This window comes from Mesorhizobium sp. LSHC412B00, assembly GCF_000503035.1.
Classification (GTDB): Bacteria; Pseudomonadota; Alphaproteobacteria; order Rhizobiales; family Rhizobiaceae; genus Mesorhizobium.
The window spans coordinates 224726-240710 of sequence record NZ_AYWB01000008.1; the positions used below are offsets into that span (position 1 = coordinate 224726).

Annotated in this window: 15 protein-coding genes and 1 tRNA gene; 5 read left to right on the forward strand and 11 right to left on the reverse strand. The window is 61.9% G+C overall.

Annotated features, from left to right (window positions below; genetic code table 11):
- Positions 1 to 25 precede the first annotated feature (25 nt).
- Genes X757_RS147745 through X757_RS147730 form a run of 4 tightly spaced genes read left to right on the forward strand, consistent with a single transcriptional unit; the run spans position 26 to position 4224 of the window.
- Positions 26 to 1363: a sugar ABC transporter substrate-binding protein gene (locus X757_RS147745; protein WP_023726670.1), complete on the forward strand. Its 1338-nt coding sequence runs from the start codon at positions 26 to 28 to the stop codon at positions 1361 to 1363.
- Positions 1363 to 2301, forward strand: coding sequence for a carbohydrate ABC transporter permease (locus X757_RS147740; RefSeq protein ID WP_023726671.1), 939 nt, complete (start codon positions 1363 to 1365; stop codon positions 2299 to 2301). The genes X757_RS147745 and X757_RS147740 overlap by 1 nt, the downstream gene beginning before the upstream one ends.
- A complete protein-coding gene (locus X757_RS147735) occupies positions 2302 to 3123 on the forward strand; it encodes a carbohydrate ABC transporter permease (protein WP_023726672.1) in 822 nt (273 codons plus the stop codon).
- Between the two features lie 39 nt (positions 3124 to 3162).
- Positions 3163 to 4224 carry an ABC transporter ATP-binding protein gene (locus tag X757_RS147730; RefSeq protein WP_023726673.1) on the forward strand — a complete coding sequence of 354 codons (1062 nt, stop codon included), beginning with the start codon at positions 3163 to 3165 and terminating at the stop codon, positions 4222 to 4224.
- 47 nt (positions 4225 to 4271) lie between these two features.
- On the opposite strand, the gene X757_RS147725 is transcribed toward X757_RS147730, so the two are convergent.
- Positions 4272 to 4347 (reverse strand) — tRNA-Lys (locus tag X757_RS147725).
- A gap of 322 nt (positions 4348 to 4669) precedes the next feature.
- Here X757_RS147725 and X757_RS147720 point away from each other — a divergent pair.
- Positions 4670 to 5170: a BA14K family protein gene (locus X757_RS147720; protein WP_023724353.1), complete on the forward strand. Its 501-nt coding sequence runs from the start codon at positions 4670 to 4672 to the stop codon at positions 5168 to 5170.
- Positions 5171 to 5261: 91 nt separating this feature from the next.
- Here X757_RS147720 and glpK read toward each other — a convergent pair whose 3' ends face one another.
- From glpK to X757_RS147670, 10 genes are all read right to left on the reverse strand, one after another.
- The gene (glpK, locus tag X757_RS147715) at positions 5262 to 6755 is read right to left on the reverse strand and encodes a glycerol kinase GlpK (RefSeq protein ID WP_023726674.1); all 1494 of its coding nucleotides are present in this window, start codon (positions 6753 to 6755) and stop codon (positions 5262 to 5264) included.
- Positions 6756 to 6844: 89 nt separating this feature from the next.
- On the reverse strand, positions 6845 to 8572 hold the full coding sequence (locus X757_RS147710) for an ABC transporter substrate-binding protein (RefSeq protein ID WP_023670978.1): 1728 nt from the start codon (positions 8570 to 8572) through the stop codon (positions 6845 to 6847).
- 77 nt (positions 8573 to 8649) lie between these two features.
- Positions 8650 to 8937 (reverse strand): DUF2160 domain-containing protein, encoded by a 288-nt coding sequence (locus tag X757_RS147705; RefSeq protein ID WP_023670977.1) that lies wholly within the window; start codon positions 8935 to 8937, stop codon positions 8650 to 8652.
- Between the two features lie 67 nt (positions 8938 to 9004).
- Positions 9005 to 9919 (reverse strand): carbohydrate ABC transporter permease, encoded by a 915-nt coding sequence (locus tag X757_RS147700; RefSeq protein WP_023670976.1) that lies wholly within the window; start codon positions 9917 to 9919, stop codon positions 9005 to 9007.
- 1 nt (position 9920) lies between these two features.
- Positions 9921 to 10787, reverse strand: a complete 867-nt coding sequence (locus X757_RS147695) for a carbohydrate ABC transporter permease (RefSeq protein ID WP_023670975.1) — start codon at positions 10785 to 10787, stop codon at positions 9921 to 9923.
- Positions 10788 to 11879 carry an ABC transporter ATP-binding protein gene (locus X757_RS147690; protein ID WP_023726675.1) on the reverse strand — a complete coding sequence of 364 codons (1092 nt, stop codon included), beginning with the start codon at positions 11877 to 11879 and terminating at the stop codon, positions 10788 to 10790.
- Between the two features lie 10 nt (positions 11880 to 11889).
- Positions 11890 to 12969 carry an ABC transporter ATP-binding protein gene (locus tag X757_RS147685; RefSeq protein ID WP_023670973.1) on the reverse strand — a complete coding sequence of 360 codons (1080 nt, stop codon included), beginning with the start codon at positions 12967 to 12969 and terminating at the stop codon, positions 11890 to 11892.
- Positions 12970 to 13007: 38 nt separating this feature from the next.
- A complete protein-coding gene (gene glpD / locus X757_RS147680) occupies positions 13008 to 14528 on the reverse strand; it encodes a glycerol-3-phosphate dehydrogenase (protein WP_023726676.1) in 1521 nt (506 codons plus the stop codon).
- Positions 14529 to 14645: 117 nt separating this feature from the next.
- Complete coding sequence (locus X757_RS147675) at positions 14646 to 15413, reverse strand: DeoR/GlpR family DNA-binding transcription regulator (protein WP_023670971.1); 768 nt, start codon at positions 15411 to 15413, stop codon at positions 14646 to 14648.
- A 115-nt stretch (positions 15414 to 15528) separates the two neighbouring features.
- Complete coding sequence (locus X757_RS147670) at positions 15529 to 15975, reverse strand: hypothetical protein (RefSeq protein ID WP_023693406.1); 447 nt, start codon at positions 15973 to 15975, stop codon at positions 15529 to 15531.
- Positions 15976 to 15985 lie beyond the last annotated feature (10 nt).

Here is a 15985-nt window from a genome sequence, read left to right on the forward strand (position 1 = left end):
TAACGACAACAACCGGGAGGAAGAAATGTCGTCCAATCTGTTCAACCCAACCAGGAGGCAACTGCTTCAGGGAACCGCCGCACTTGCCGCCGCCGCCATTGCCGGTGTTCGCCCAAGCTTTGCCGCCGGCGTCGACTGGAAGCGCTTTGCGGGAACGACGCTTGACGTCAATTTGGTGAAAAGCCCGCGCAGCGACACGCTGATAAAATACATCGCCGAGTTCGAGGAACTGACCGGGATCAAGGTCAATGCCGAAGCGACGCCGGAACAGCAGCAGCGCCAGAAGACGGTGATCGAACTGAGCTCCGGCAAACCGAGCTTCGACGTCGTGCATCTGAGCTACCACGTGCAGAAGCGCCAGTTCGAAAAGGGCGACTGGCTGGCCGACATATCAGGCTATCTCGCTGACCCGACCCTGACCGATCCTGCGCTGGTGGAAACCGATTTCGCCGATGCCGGCATGCTGTTTGCCAAGGACGGCCAGGGCGTGCTGCGCTCGCTGCCGTTCTCGGTGGATTACTGGATCGTCTACTGGAACAAGGAATTGTTCGAGGCCAAGGGCCTCAAATACCCCGAGACGTTCGAGCAGCTGGTGGCCGCCGCCGAAACGCTGACCGATCCGTCGACCAACACCTACGGCTTTGTCGCCCGCGGCCTGAAAAACGCCAACACGCCGGTGTGGACGTCGCTGATGCTCGGCTACGACATGACGCCGCTCGACGACAAGGGCAAGCTGCGCACGACCTCGCCCGAGGCGGTCGAGGCCGCCAGCCTCTACCAGCGGCTGATGACCAAGTCGGCGCCTCCAGGCGTCACCGGATTCAACTGGGCCGAAGCCCAGTCCGCCTTCCTGCAAGGCAAGATCGGCATGTGGTTCGATGGCGTCGGCTTTGCCCCGCCGATGGAAAACCCGGAAAAGTCACGAGTGGTCGGCAAGGTCGGCTACGGCGTCATGCCCAAGGGGCCCAAGGCGCATGCCGCCGGCACCTTTGGCGACGGCCTCGGCGTGACGGCCGCCAGCGAGAAGAAGGAGGCCGCCTACCTCTTCTGCCAGTGGGCGATTTCGCCCGCCATGGGCGCGCGCCTGCTGCAGGCGGGTGCCGGCGTGCCGTTCCGCAAGTCGGTGCTGGAAGATCCCAAGGTGCGCGAAGGCGTCACCATGCCGGCGAGCTGGCTCGATGCCGTGGTCGGCTCGGGCAATGTCAGCCGGCTGTCGCTGCCGGTCATCATTCCGGTCACTGAGTTCCGCGACATCTATGGCGTGGCGCTGACCAATCTGATCGCCGGCGCCGATCCGGCGGAGGAACTGAAGCAGGCCACCGAGCAGTTTCAGCCGGTGCTCGACCGGAGCGAGCAAGGCTGATGTCCGCCATCACCCCAGAACGCACCGGGGTGACGACGCAAGCCATCGAAGGGGGCCAGACCATCCGTCTGGCTCCCAACTACTGGCCTTTCGTCGTCCCGGCGCTCGTCGTCGTCGGCGCCGTGATCGTCTTTCCTTGGGCCTTCACACTGTGGATGAGCGTCAACCGCTGGACCCTCGGCCAGCCGCGAAGCTTTGCCGGGATGGAAAACTATCTGCGGCTGGCAGCCGACCAACGCTTCTGGGAATCGCTTTTCCATACGCTGACCTACACGGCGCTTTCGGTCGCGGCGCCGATGTTCCTTGGCACTGTCGCGGCGCTGATCTTCGACGCCAAATTTCCGCTGCGCGGCCTGTTGCGCGGCGTCTTCGTCATGCCGATGATGGCAACGCCAGTCGCCGTGGCGCTGGTCTGGACGATGATGTTCCATCCCCAGCTTGGCGTGCTCAACTATCTGTTGTCGCTGGTCGGCATCCCGGCGCAGGAATGGATCTTTAATGCCAGGACGGTCATCCCGTCCCTGGTTGCGGTCGAGACCTGGCAGTGGACGCCGCTGGTGATGCTGATCGTGCTGGGCGGCTTGGCCTCCGTGCCGCGCGAGCCCTTCGAGAGCGCCGAGATCGATGGCGCCAACGCCTGGCAGCAATTCCGCTATCTCACCTTGCCGATGATCGCGCCGTTCCTGATGATCGCGATGATCATCCGCACCATCGATGCGCTGAAAAGTTTTGACATCATCTATGCCATGACCCAGGGCGGACCGGGCACGGCCTCGGAAACCATCAACATCTATCTCTACAACACCGCCTTCTCCTACTACGACATCGGCTATGGCTCGGCCATGGCCGTGGTGTTCTTCATCGTCATCGTCGCGCTGTCCTTCATCCTGCTGATGCTGCGCCAGCGCTCCCAATGGATCGGGGTGGAGGGCAAATAGATGAGTTCACGGCTGCTCAACCGGATCGGGCTGTTTTTCGCGGCTCTGGTCTTCGTCTCGCCGGCGATCCTGTTCTTCCTCTGGATGATCTCGCTGTCGCTGAAGTTCGAGATCGACAACGGTGCATACCCGCCGATCCTGATCCCGGAACATCTCGCCTGGTCGAACTATGTGAAGGTATTCGAGGAGAACAATTTCCTGCTCTATTTCTGGAATTCGGTTCTGGTGACGGGCACGGCAACGTTGCTCGCGCTGCTCATCGGCGTGCCTGCCGGCTATGGCATCGCGCGGCTCAAGGCCGAACGCTCGGCGGTGGTCATCATGATCGCCCGCATGACGCCGGGGCTTTCCTATCTCATTCCGCTGTTCCTGCTGTTCCAGTGGGTCGGCATTCTCGGCACACTGTGGCCGCAGATCATCATCCATCTGGTGGTGACGGTGCCGATCGTGGTCTGGGTGATGATCGGCTATTTCGAGACCACGCCGATGGAGCTGGAAGAAGCGGCCAACATCGATGGCGCCAGTTCCTGGCAGGTGTTCCGGCTGGTCGCCTTGCCCATCGCCAAGCCGGGCATTGTCGTCGCCTTGATCCTGTCGATCATCTTCTCATGGAACAATTTCGTCTTCGGCATTGTGCTCGCCAGCCGCGAGACCCGCACGCTGCCGGTCGCCGTCTACAACATGCTTTCCTACGAGCAGGTGAGCTGGGGTCCGCTCGCCGCCGCGGCACTTGTGGTGACGCTGCCGGTGCTGGTGCTGACCCTGTTCGCGCAAAGGCAGATCGTCGCCGGGCTGACCGCAGGCGCCGTCAAGGGCGGCTGAGGCACGGCCCCGACATCACTCATTTCCGGGAGAAATCCAATGGCATCGGTAACAATCAACAACGTTCAGAAGGCTTTCGGAGCCGCCAAGATCATCCACGATGTCAGCGTCGACATCGCCGATGGCGAATTCGTCATCCTGGTCGGGCCGTCGGGCTGCGGAAAGTCGACGCTGCTGCGCATGATTGCCGGACTGGAAACGATCTCGGGCGGCAGGATCGCCATTGGCGATCGCCTCGTCAACAATCTCAGGGCGCGCGACCGAAACATCGCCATGGTGTTCCAGAACTACGCGCTCTATCCGCATATGACGGTGGCCGACAATATGGGCTTTGCCCTGAAGATCAAGAAAGCCGATCCGGCCGACACCGCCGGCCGCGTCGGCAGGGCCGCCAGCATTCTCGGCCTGGACAAGCTGCTCGACCGCTATCCGCGTCAGCTTTCCGGCGGCCAGCGCCAGCGCGTCGCCATGGGCCGCGCCATCGTGCGCGACCCGCAGGTGTTCCTGTTCGACGAGCCGCTGTCCAATCTCGACGCCAAATTGCGCGTGCAGATGCGCGGCGAGATCAAGGCGCTGCACCAGCGGCTGGGAACCACCACCATCTACGTTACCCACGACCAGATCGAGGCCATGACCATGGCCGACAAGATCGTCGTGCTGCATGACGGCCTTGTCGAGCAGATCGGCGCACCGCTCGATCTCTACGATCGCCCGGCCAACCTCTTCGTTGCCGGGTTCATCGGCTCGCCCGCGATGAATTTCATTCGGGGCCATGTCGAGGAAGGTGTTTTCCGCAGCGCCGGTGGACTGATCTTGCCGCTGCCGGAAGGCATCGACCTGGCAAACATACCCGGCGGCGACCTCATCTACGGCATCCGTCCCGAACACATCCGAGCGACGACCGCCAAAGGAATCGCCGGCACGATCGTGCTTCTGGAAGCAACGGGTTCGGAAATCTTTGCCAGGGTCGACTGCGCCGGAGAAGAAATCTCCTGCCTTTTCCGCGAGCGGCTGGCACTGAAACAGGGCGAGCAGATGCGCATCGAGATCGACCGCGCCTGCGCTCATCTGTTCGACGTCAAGACCGGGCGGCGATTGTAGGGGGCGATGGGGGCTGCTGACAGGGCAACTTCCGCACGAAATATTTCTGGTGAGCGCGTCGGGGTTCGAACCCGAGACCTACTGATTAAAAGTCAGTTGCTCTACCGGCTGAGCTACGCGCTCCCGCGGGCTCTAAAGGCCGCCCTCGAAATTGCGCGGAACATAGGGAGAGTGCCGCGACCGGTCAACCGGAAAAAGATGGCCGTTCCACCGGGGTTTCGGCCATCGCCCGACGCGCCGCAAATTGCGTCGTCACCAGCCCGGTGAGCCGCTCCCGCAACGTGGTCGCCGCTTCGATCTGTTGGCGCGCGAAACGCGCCTTTTCTCACGCGCCAAATTCGAGAAACATTACAAATCAGCAACTTACTGTTTTGGTGGGAACCATCGCACGAGCGGGCCGTTTTCGTCTCACAAGGGACGTCAACCACCCTTCAAGGAGAAGATCATGAACAAGATCGCAACGGGTCTACTGGCGACCACCCTGTCAATTTCGTTTGCCGCGGCCGCCGCTATGCCGGCCAATGCCGCCCAGATGTTCGTGCCCCAGTCATCAGCAACTTCGTCCGACATCGTGAATGTGGGCGATTCTCGTCATGACAACTGGCGGTGGATGCGCCACGGCAACCGCAATTCCGGCAATCGCGATTTCCGCGTAGGCCGCCAGTTCTCGCGCAACAATGATGGCGGCAGCTATTGGAATGGCCATCGCGGCTATCGCGAATATCACCGCGGCTATCGCCGTCACGGCGACTACTGGTTCCCGCTGGCTGCCTTCGCCACCGGCGCCTTGATCACCGGTGCGATCGTCAACAGCGAGAACAACCGCGTCTACGGCGGCGATGCGCATGTGCAGTGGTGCTACGACCGCTATCGCTCCTACCGCGCCTCGGACAACACATTCCAGCCCAACTACGGCCCTCGGCGGCAGTGTAATTCGCCCTATTGATGTGTTTAGGGCGAAGTTAGGGTAGGACGGAGCCTGCGCCGGCAACGGGCGCGGGCTTCGTCTTTTCGCGGACTTGGTCTTAAGTGCGAAATCAGGACGCGCTCAATGTCCGGCGCACCGCGTCGCGCCAACCCGCCAGTTTTGCCGAGCGGGTGTCGGCATCCATCTCCGGCTTGAAGCGGCGCTCGAGCGCCCAACTCCTGGCAAAATCCTTCGCCTTCGGCAACACACCCGCCTTCGAGCCGGCAAGCCACGCTGCGCCCAGCGCCGTCGTCTCCAGAATGGTCGGGCGATCGACCGGGGCATCGAGGATATCGGCCAGCCGCTGCATGGTCCAGTCGGAGGCCACCATGCCGCCGTCGACGCGAAGCACGGTTTTGGCCGATGCCCCCTTCCAGTCCTTGCGCATGGCGTCGAGGAGATCGCGCGTCTGGTAGGCGACGGATTCAAGCGCCGCGCGGGCGAACTCCGCCGGGCCTGAGTTGCGCGTCAGCCCGAAGATCGCGCCACGCGCTTCGGCGTCCCAATGCGGCGCGCCGAGACCGACGAAAGCCGGCACCAGATAGACGTTCTGCGTGGGGTCGGCGGTTGCCGCCAATACGCCGCTATGCTCGGCCTTGCCGATCACCTTGATGCCGTCGCGCAGCCATTGCACGGCGGCACCCGCGATGAAGATCGAGCCTTCCAAGGCATAGGTAGTCTTGCCGTTCAGCCGATAGGCGATGGTGGTCAACAGCCGGTTCTTCGAGCGCACCAGATCGGCGCCGGTGTTGAGCAGCGCAAAGCAGCCGGTGCCATAGGTCGATTTCATCATGCCTGGCTCGAAACAGGCCTGGCCGATGGTCGCTGCGTGCTGATCGCCGGCCACGCCAAGGATTTTGATTTCGGCGCCAAACAGGCTTTTTTCCGTCACGCCGTAGTCGTCGGCGCAATCCTTGACCTCAGGCAGCATCGCCACCGGGATGCGCAGGATGGAGAGCAGCTCGTCGTCCCAGACATTTTTCTCGATGTTGTAGACCAGCGTGCGCGAGGCGTTGGTGGCATCCGTCGCATGCACCTTGCCGCCGGTCAGCCGCCAGATCAAAAAACTGTCGATGGTGCCGGCGAGCAGTTCGCCCTTTTCGGCTCGCTTTCTCGCACCGTTCACCTTGTCCAGCATCCAGGCGATCTTGGTGCCGGAGAAATAGGGATCGAGCAGCAGGCCGGTTTTTCTGGTGAACTTTTTCTCCAGGCCCTGTTTTTTCAGCTTCTGGCAGAGCGGCGCGGTGCGGCGGTCCTGCCAGACGATGGCATTGTGGATCGGCTTGCCAGTCGCCTTGTCCCAGATGACGACGGTTTCGCGCTGGTTGGTGATGCCGATCGCCGCCACATCCGAAGCCTCGCGGCCGGCGGCCTTCAGCGCGCCTTTGACGGTGGCGACGACGCTTGCCCAGATCTCTTCCGGATCATGCTCGACCCAGCCGGAGGCAGGATAATGCTGCGTGAATTCCTGCTGCTTGCTGCCGGCGACCTTCATCGCGCCGTCGAACAGGATCGCCCTGGTCGATGTCGTACCCTGGTCGATTGCAAGGATGTATCCGGTCATTAGTCCTCCCGATAGCTCGCCTATACAAACAGGGGAGACGGCAAGATGCCGCCTCCCCGTTCACTATGATCCTGGCGCGTACGCCAAGATTACTTCTGCCAGCTCTTCACCAGTTCGTCGTAGTTGATGGTGATCGGCTTTTCCTTCTCGTTCTCGATCTTCAGCTGAGGCGCGAGATTGCCGTTCTTGACCGCGTCGGCGTTCCAGTAGGCGAGGTCATGCTCTTCGGCCATCTTCGGGCCGATATCGCCCTGGACGCCCGACTTCTCGATGCGGGTCATGACTTTTTCCTGCTCGGCGCAGAGCGAGTCCATGGCTTCCTGCGCCGTCTTGGCGCCGGACGAGGCATCGCCGATCGCCTGCCACCAGAGCTGTGCCAGCTTCGGATAATCGGGCACGTTGGTGCCGGTCGGCGACCACTGAACGCGGGCCGGCGAGCGGTAGAACTCGATCAGACCACCGAGCTTCGGCGCACGTTCGGTGAAGCTCTTGTCGTGGATCGTGCTTTCGCGGATGAAGGTCAAGCCGACATGGCTCTTCTTCACGTCGACCGTCTTCGAGGTCACGAACTGCGCGTAGAGCCAGGCGGCCTTGGCGCGGTCGGTCGGCGTCGACTTCATCAGCGTCCAGGAACCCACGTCCTGATAGCCGAGCTTCATGCCGTCCTTCCAGTAGACGCCATGCGGCGACGGGGCCATGCGCCACTTCGGCGTACCGTCGTCGTTCAGCACCGCCTTGGCGCCGGCGTCGACCATCGAAGCGGTGAAGGCGGTGTACCAGAATATCTGCTGCGCGACCGCACCCTGTGCCGGCACCGGGCCGGATTCGGAGAAGGTCATGCCTTGGGCTTCGGCCGGAGCGTAGGCCTTCAGCCAGTCGAGGTATTTTTGGATCGAGTAGACGGCAGCCGGGCCGTTGGTGTCGCCGCCGCGCGCCGTGCAGGAGCCGACCGGCTGTGATTTCTCGTTGACCTTGATGCCCCATTCGTCGACCGGCAGGCCGTTCGGCAGGCCCTTGTCGCCGTTGCCGGCCATCGACAGCCAGGCATCAGTGAACCGCCAGCCGAGCGACGGGTCCTTCTTGCCGTAGTCCATGTGGCCATAGACCTTCTTGCCGTCGATCTCGCGGCCGGTGAAGAACTCGGCGATGTCCTCATAGGCCGACCAGTTGACGGGAACGCCGAGGTCGTAGCCGTATTTCGCCTTGAAGTCGGCCTTGTTCTTCTCGTCGTTGAACCAGTCGTAACGGAACCAGTAGAGGTTGGCGAACTGCTGGTCGGGCAGCTGATAGAGCTTCTTGTCCGGCGCGGTGGTGAAGGAGGTGCCGATAAAATCCTTCAGGTCGAGGTTCGGATTGGTAACGTCCTTGCCCTCGCCCGCCATCCAGTCGGTCAGGTTGCGGACCTGCTGGTAGCGCCAGTGGGTGCCGATCAGGTCGGAATCGTTGACCCAGCCGTCATAAAGGTTCTGGCCGGTCTGCATCTGGGTCTGGATCTTCTCGACGACGTCGCCTTCCTGGATGACGTCATGCGTGATCTTGATGCCGGTGATGGCGGTAAAGGCCGGCGCCAGCACCTGCGATTCATACTGGTGGGTGGCGATGGTTTCGGACACGACCTTGATGTCCATGCCGGCGAAAGGCTTCGCGGCATCGATGAACCACTGCATTTCTGCTTCCTGGCCGGCGCGGTCGAGCGTCGACAGCGGGCCGATTTCCTTGTCCAGAAACGCCTTGGCCTCATCCATTCCGGCGTAGGCGTTGCCTACCCCGAGCAACAGGACAAGGGCAGTTGTTGATGTTAAAAATTGCCGTCGCATAGGTTTCCTCCACATTTAGGTTTCAAGTGTGATCTGGAACGGCCGCCGGCACGCGGTCGCTCCAACAGTTTCCCCCTCTATACGTAGCGGAACACGCCAACGGCGTAGACCACGGAGAGAGCGAGAGCCCACCACAGGTTGGATCCGACAAGACCCAGCCAAGCGAGATGGATAAAGGCGCTGCCAAGCAGCGACAGAAAAAGACGGTCGCCGCGCGTCGTCTCGAAGCGCAGGATGCCGACGCGCGGATTGCCGCCCGGCGAGGCAAATTCCCAAAACGCCATGCCGCACAGCAGCAGAAGAATGGTGCCGAAGAACGCCGCCGTCGGCCACGTCCACGCCATCCAGGTGAGGTCGAGATTCATGGTGACACCCTCCCCAGGGCAAAGCCCTTGGCGGTGGTGGTGAGGATGAACCCGTGCGTTTGTTTCATCACACCCTCCCCAGGGCGAAGCCCTTGGCGATGTAGTTGCGGACAAACCAGATGACGAGCGCGCCGGGGATCAGCGTCAGCACGCCGGCGGCAGCGAGCAGGCCCCAATCCATGCCGGCGGCCGAAACGGTGCGGGTCATGGTGGCGGCGATGGGCTTGGCATCGGTGGTCGTCAGCGTGCGAGCGATCAAAAGCTCGACCCATGAGAACATGAAGCAGAAGAAGCAGGCGACACCGATGCCACTGGCGATCAGCGGCATGAATATCCTGACGAAGAAGCGCGGGAAGGAGTAGCCGTCAATATAGGCTGTTTCGTCGATCTCTTTGGGCACGCCCGACATGAAGCCTTCGAGGATCCACACCGCCAGCGGCACGTTGAACAGGCAGTGCGCCAGCGCCACCGCGATGTGGGTGTCGATCAGGCCGAAGGCCGAATAGAGCTGGAAGAACGGCAGCGCGAACACCGCCGGCGGCGCCATGCGGTTGGTCAGCAGCCAGAAGAACAGATGCTTGTCGCCGAGGAAGCGGTAGCGCGAAAAGGCGTAGGCCGCCGGCAGCGCCGCAGCCACGGAAATCACCATGTTCATGACAACATAGGTGATCGAGTTGATGTAGCCCGAATACCAGGACGCATCGGTGAAGATAGTGACGTAGTTGGCGATCGTAGGCTGATGCGGATAGAGCGTCAGCGAGGAGACGATCTCGGCATTGGTCTTGAAGCTCATGTTGATGAGCCAGTAGATCGGCAGCAGAAGCACGATGATGTAGATCGTCGGCACGATCCACCACCAGCGCGATTCCTCGCCGCGCTTGCGCATCAGCCGGGCGACCTGATCCTGCGAAAGCGTGCTCGCCAATTTTCCCGAAGCGGTGGTTTCGCTCACTCTGTCGGCTCTTTCGTTGGCGCCGCTCATCTCAGCGCTCCGCGTCGTAGTTGGTCATCACGGTGTAGAACACCCACGACAACAACAGGATGATCAGGAAGTAGACCAGCGACATGGCGGCCGCCGGACCGAGGTCGAACTGGCCGAGCGCGGTCTTGACGAGGTCGATCGACAGGAAGGTGGTCGAGTTGCCGGGGCCGCCGCCGGTGACGACGAAGGGCTCGGTGTAGATCATGAAGCTATCCATGAAGCGCAACAGCACGGCGATCAAAAGCACACGCTGCATCTTCGGCAGCTGGATATAACGGAACACCGCCCAGCGCGAGGCGCCGTCGATCTTGGCCGCCTGGTAGAAGGCATCCGGGATCGAAACCAGGCCGGCATAGCAGAGCAGCACGACAAGGCTGGTCCAGTGCCAGACGTCCATGATGATGATGGTGACCCAGGCGTCGAACGGATCCTGAACGTAATTGTAGTCGATGCCGAGCGCGTTGACGTAGTAGCCGAGCAGGCCGATGTCGTTGCGGCCGAAGACCTGCCAGATGGTGCCGACGACGTTCCACGGAATGAGCAGCGGCAACGACATAAGCACTAGGCAGACCGGCACGCCCCAGCCCTTCTTCGGCATGTTGAGCGCGATGAATATGCCGAGCGGCACTTCGATGGCCAGGATGATGAAGGAGAAGATCAGGTTGCGCACCATGGCTTCCCAGAAGCGGCTGGACGACAGCAGTTCCTCGAACCACTGGGTGCCTGCCCAGAAGAAGACGTTGTTGCCGAAGGTGTCCTGCACCGAATAGTTGACGACCGTCATCAGCGGAATGACGGCCGAGAACGCCACCAGCACCAGCACCGGCAGCACCAGGAACCAGGCCTTGTTGTTCCAGGTCTTTTCCATCTATGCCCCCATCTCGACACGCCCCATCTCAACCAGCCAGGAATCGGCATAGATGTTGATGCCGGCCGGATCGAAGCGAACCTTTGGGTCGGCCGGCACGCTCTCGTCCTCGCCGATGACGGCAGCGATCTCGCGGCCTTCGAGGCTGGCGCGCACCACCTTGTGGCGGCCGAGATCCTCGACCTTGCTTATTTTAACCGCCATGCCCTCGCGGCCGAGCCTGACATATTCGGGGCGGATGCCGAGTTCGATCGCGCCGGCGTTCCCAGCGGCGGTCTTTGGCGCGCCGGGCAGCTCGATGCGCTGGCTGCCAATGGTCGCAGTCTTGCCGTCGATCGCCACCGGCATGACGTTCATCCCGGGCGAGCCGATGAAATAACCGACGAAAGTGTGGCGCGGGCGCTCGAACAATTCGGCCGGCGTGCCGATCTGGACGATACCGCCATCATACATAACGACGACCTGGTCGGCGAAGGTCAGCGCCTCGGTCTGGTCATGGGTGACATAGACCATGGTGTAGCCGAAGCGGCGGTGAAGTTGCTTCAATTGCGAGCGCAGCACCCACTTCATATGCGGATCGATGACCGTCAGCGGTTCGTCGAACAGGATGGCATTGACATCCGAGCGCACCAGGCCGCGGCCGAGCGAGATCTTCTGCTTCTGGTCGGCGGTCAGGCCCCTCGCCTTCTTCTTCGCCCACGACGCCAGGTCGATCATCTCCAACGTCTCGCGCACCTTGCGGTCGACATCGGCCTCCGGCACGCCGCGGTTGCGCAGCGGGAAGGCCAGATTGTCGTACACCGTCATGGTGTCGTAGATGACCGGGAATTGGAACACCTGCGCAATATTGCGCTCCTGCGTCGACAGATTGGTGACGTCCTTGCCGTTGAACAGCAACTCACCGTGCGAGGGTTGCAGAAGTCCCGAAATGATGTTGAGCAGCGTGGTCTTGCCGCAACCCGAGGGCCCAAGCAGCGCATAGGCGCCGCCATCCTCGAATGTGTGGTGCACTTCCCGCAGCGCAAAATCGGCATCCTTCTGCGGACTGGGCAGGTAGGAGTGCCTGACATGGTTGACGTCGATGCGCGCCATCTCTTCCCCCTCAGGCCGCAAGCTTCGGCGCGGCGACGGCGCTGCCGTTGCTGTCGAAGACCATGATGTGGCGCGGATCGATAAACACCTCGATCTCGGCGTCGGGCTCGAAATCTCTAATGCCGTGGGTCAGCATGACCCAGCGCGCATCGGCAAAATCGAGATGGATGAAGCTTTCCGAGCCGGTGATCTCGGTGATCGTCACCTTGGCGCGCACAGGCACCGCGGCAGCGTTGGGCCGCTCGAGCGACAGATGATGCGGCTGGAAGCCGATCGTGTAGTTGGCGTCGGAAATGCCGGCGAGTTCGGCCGGTACCGGCAGCTTGACGCCGCCCTCGAGAAGGAAATCGGGACCTTTCTTGGCCAGCACGATGGTGTTGAGCGGCGGATCGGCAAAGGTTTTCGCCGTCACCAGGTCGATCGGCTTGCGGAAGACGTCGATGGTCGGCCCGAATTGGGTGATCCGCCCCTCGGACAGCGTCGCCGTATTGCCGCCGAGCAGCAAGGCTTCATGCGGCTCGGTCGTGGCGTAGACGAAAATAGTGCCGGCGGCGGCAAATATCTTGGGCAGTTCGGCGCGCAGCTCCTCGCGCAATTTGTAGTCGAGGTTGGCGAGCGGCTCGTCGAGCAGCACCAGGCTGGCATTCTTGACGATGGCGCGGGCCAGCGCCGTACGCTGCTGCTGGCCGCCGGACAGGCTGAGCGGCGTGCGGTCGAGATAGGGTGTGAGCTTCAAAAGCCCTGCCGCGTTGCGGACTTCCTTGTCGATCTTGGCCTGGTCGTTGCCGGCGACGCGCAACGGCGAGGCGATGTTCTCGTAGACGGTCATCGCGGGGTAGTTGATGAACTGCTGATAGACCATGGCGATCTTGCGCTGCTGCACCGGCATGCCGGTGACATTCTGGCCGTCGAACCAGACCGAACCGGTGGTCGGCACGTCGAGTCCGGCCATGAGCCGCATCAGACTGGTCTTGCCCGACAGTGTCGGCCCGAGCAAAACGTTGAGCGAGCCGTGCTGAAGCGTCAGCGACACGTCGCGGATATGCTCCACCGCGCCGACCATCTTCGTCACGTTTCTCAGTTCCAGCATGATGCCTCCTCCCAGGCTTTGTGCATCCTTCGCCTTCCCTATTCCGCTGCCGCGACATGGCGCCGGCTGATGCCGCGCATGAATTCGTCAAGCGCCGAGGCCTGTTCGCGGCTGAGATGCAGACCGCGCTTGGTGCGACGCCACAATACATCTTCGGCGGTCAGCGCCCATTCGTTTTCGCTGAGGTAGCGTACCTCGGCCTCATAGAGATCGGCGCCGAAATTGCGGCCGAGATCGGCGTTCGACTTGGCGAGGCCGAGCAGCACTTGCGCGCGCGTGCCGTAAAGCCGGGTCAACCGACGCGCCAGGCGCTGGTCGATGAAAGGAAAGGCGCTCTTCAGCTTCGCCACCTGGGCGTCGAAACCGGTGGCCGGGAAATCGCCGCCTGGCAAGGGCGCGTTCGCCGTCCACGGCTTGCCGCGCTTGCCGAGAAAACCTTCGACCTTTTCCAGCATCGATTCCGACAACCGGCGGTAGGTGGTGATCTTGCCGCCGAAAGCGTTGACGATCGGCGCCTTGCCCCCGCCGCCATCGGCTTTCAGCACATAATCGCGGGTCGCTTCCTGCGCCTTCGAAGCACCGTCGTCATAGAGCGGGCGCACGGCCGAATAGGTCCAGACGATGTCGGGGCGCGTCACGGCTTCAGCAAAATATTCGCTCGCCGCCGCGCAGAGATAGTCGATCTCGGTGTCGCTGATCTTCACGTCATGCGGATCGCCGGGATAGTCGCGATCGGTGGTGCCGATCAGCGTAAATTCTTCCTCGTAAGGGATGGCGAAGATGATGCGCCCGTCCTTGTTCTGGAAGAAGTAGGCGCGCGGATCATCGAACTTCTTTTTGATGACGATATGACTGCCCTGCACCAGGCGCACATTGTGCACGTCGTTCTGGCCCACAGTGGTCGACAGGACGTGGTCGACCCACGGACCGGCGGCATTGACCAGCAGCCGGGCCTTGACCTCCTCTGCCTCTCCCGTCTGCACGTCTTCCACGCGGATCGCCCACAGATCGCCTTCGCGCCGCGCCCCGACGACTTTCGTGCGGGTGCGGATGGTGGCGCCGCGGTCGGCGGCGTCACGCGCGTTCAATGCCACCAGCCGGGCATCGTTGACCCAGCCGTCCGAGTACTCGAAAGCCTTGTGAAACAGCGGCTTCAGCGGCTTGCCAGCCGGATCCTTGGACATGTCCAGTGTCCGGGTCGCCGGCAGCAATTTGCGGCCACCAATATGATCGTAGAGGAACAGGCCGAGCCGGATCAGCCAGGCCGGGCGCAGGCCCTTGGCGTAGGGCAGCACGAAGCGCATCGGCCAGATGATGTGCGGCGCGTTCTTCCACAGAACCTCGCGCTCCATCAGCGCCTCGCGCACCAGCCGGAACTCGTAGAATTCGAGGTAGCGCAGACCGCCGTGGATCAGCTTGGTCGAGCCGGAGGAGGTTCCGCTGGCAAGATCGTTCATCTCGGCCAGAAATACCGAAAAGCCCCGCCCAACGGCGTCGCGGGCGATGCCGCAGCCATTGATGCCGCCACCGATGACGAAGATGTCACGGACTGCGTCCACAAAGCCCTCCCGCGATTTCGCATTGCAGCATTTTTAGGTTTTTACGAAACCGTAGCGGGATTATTTCGAAATAAGAACGAATGTCAAACGAAATGTAACGGGACCGTGATCGATAGCTTAGCCGAGCGACGTTTCGATCAATTGAACCTCCGCTTCCTCGCAGATCTTGCGCACCGACGGGATGTCGCAACGGTCGGTGATGAAGGTGTTGACTTGCGAGAGATGGCCGATGCGAACCGGCGCGGTGCGTTCGAACTTGGTCTGGTCGGAGACCAGGATGACATGCCTGGCATTGGCGATAATGGCTTGCGCCACTTTCACTTCGCGAAAGTCGAAATCGAGCAACGCGCCGTCATGGTCGATGGCCGAGGCGCCGATCACCGCATAGTCGACCTTGAACTGCCTGATGAAATCGACCGCGGCCTCGCCGACAACGCCGCCGTCGGAGCCACGCACGACGCCGCCGGCGATTACCACCTCGATCGAAGGATAGATGCGCATCCTGTTGGCAACATTGATATTATTGGTGATGACCATCAGCCCGGTATGGTCGAGCAGCGCCTTGCTGACCGACTCGGTCGTGGTGCCGATGTTGATGAACAGGGAGGCGTTGTCGGGTATCAGCCTGGCCGCCGCGCGGCCGATGGCCTCCTTCTCGTCGGCGGCAATCTTGCGGCGCGCCTCATACTCCATGTTCTCGATGCCGGACGGGAACAGGGCCCCGCCATGGATGCGCGTCAGCAGCCGCTGGTCGCAGAGATCGTTGAGGTCCTTGCGGATGGTCTGTGGCGTCACGTTGAAATGCGTGGCGAGGTCATCGACCAGCACACGGCCATGGTCCTTCGCCATCTGGATGATTTCGGCATGGCGCGGCGACAAATACACTGAGAACCTCCCGTTTTCGTTTTTCTTGTTTGTAGCTGAAAACGAAAGCAATGAAAAGGGAGACGCCGGCTAATGAAATATCGATGATTGCAAAGGCGAACCGGGCAGATACGGCTCAGACCCGCTCCGCCACCTTGCGGGTGACAGCCGCGACTTTACCTGGCGAGCGGATCATCAGGAAATTGCCGGACCAGTATCCCGGGATTCGCCAAGTGCCTTTGATCTCGGTTGCATCACCGTTGATGATGCCGCTGTAGTGAATCGGGTGCGCCTTCAATTCGGCCTTGTCGTATGTCTTGGTAAAGGAGACGGCGTTGCCCTCTCGCTGCCCCTGCAGGCTTGCGTATCTTGCCGTGCTGGTCGCCGCCGGTTCGTGGGTCATCCCCGTCAAGCTGGTTGCCGTCTCGATCAGCGTTGCAACGAAGGAAACCGGCGGCAGTTCGCGCGGATAGAAATAGCGCCCGCTCCAGACGCCCGTCAGATTCTGGCTAACCCCTTCGGCCCTTCCGGCCATATGCTTGCTCGCAAGTCCTTGCTGGCTTGCCCCGGCGGCGGCAACCACCCGGGCAATC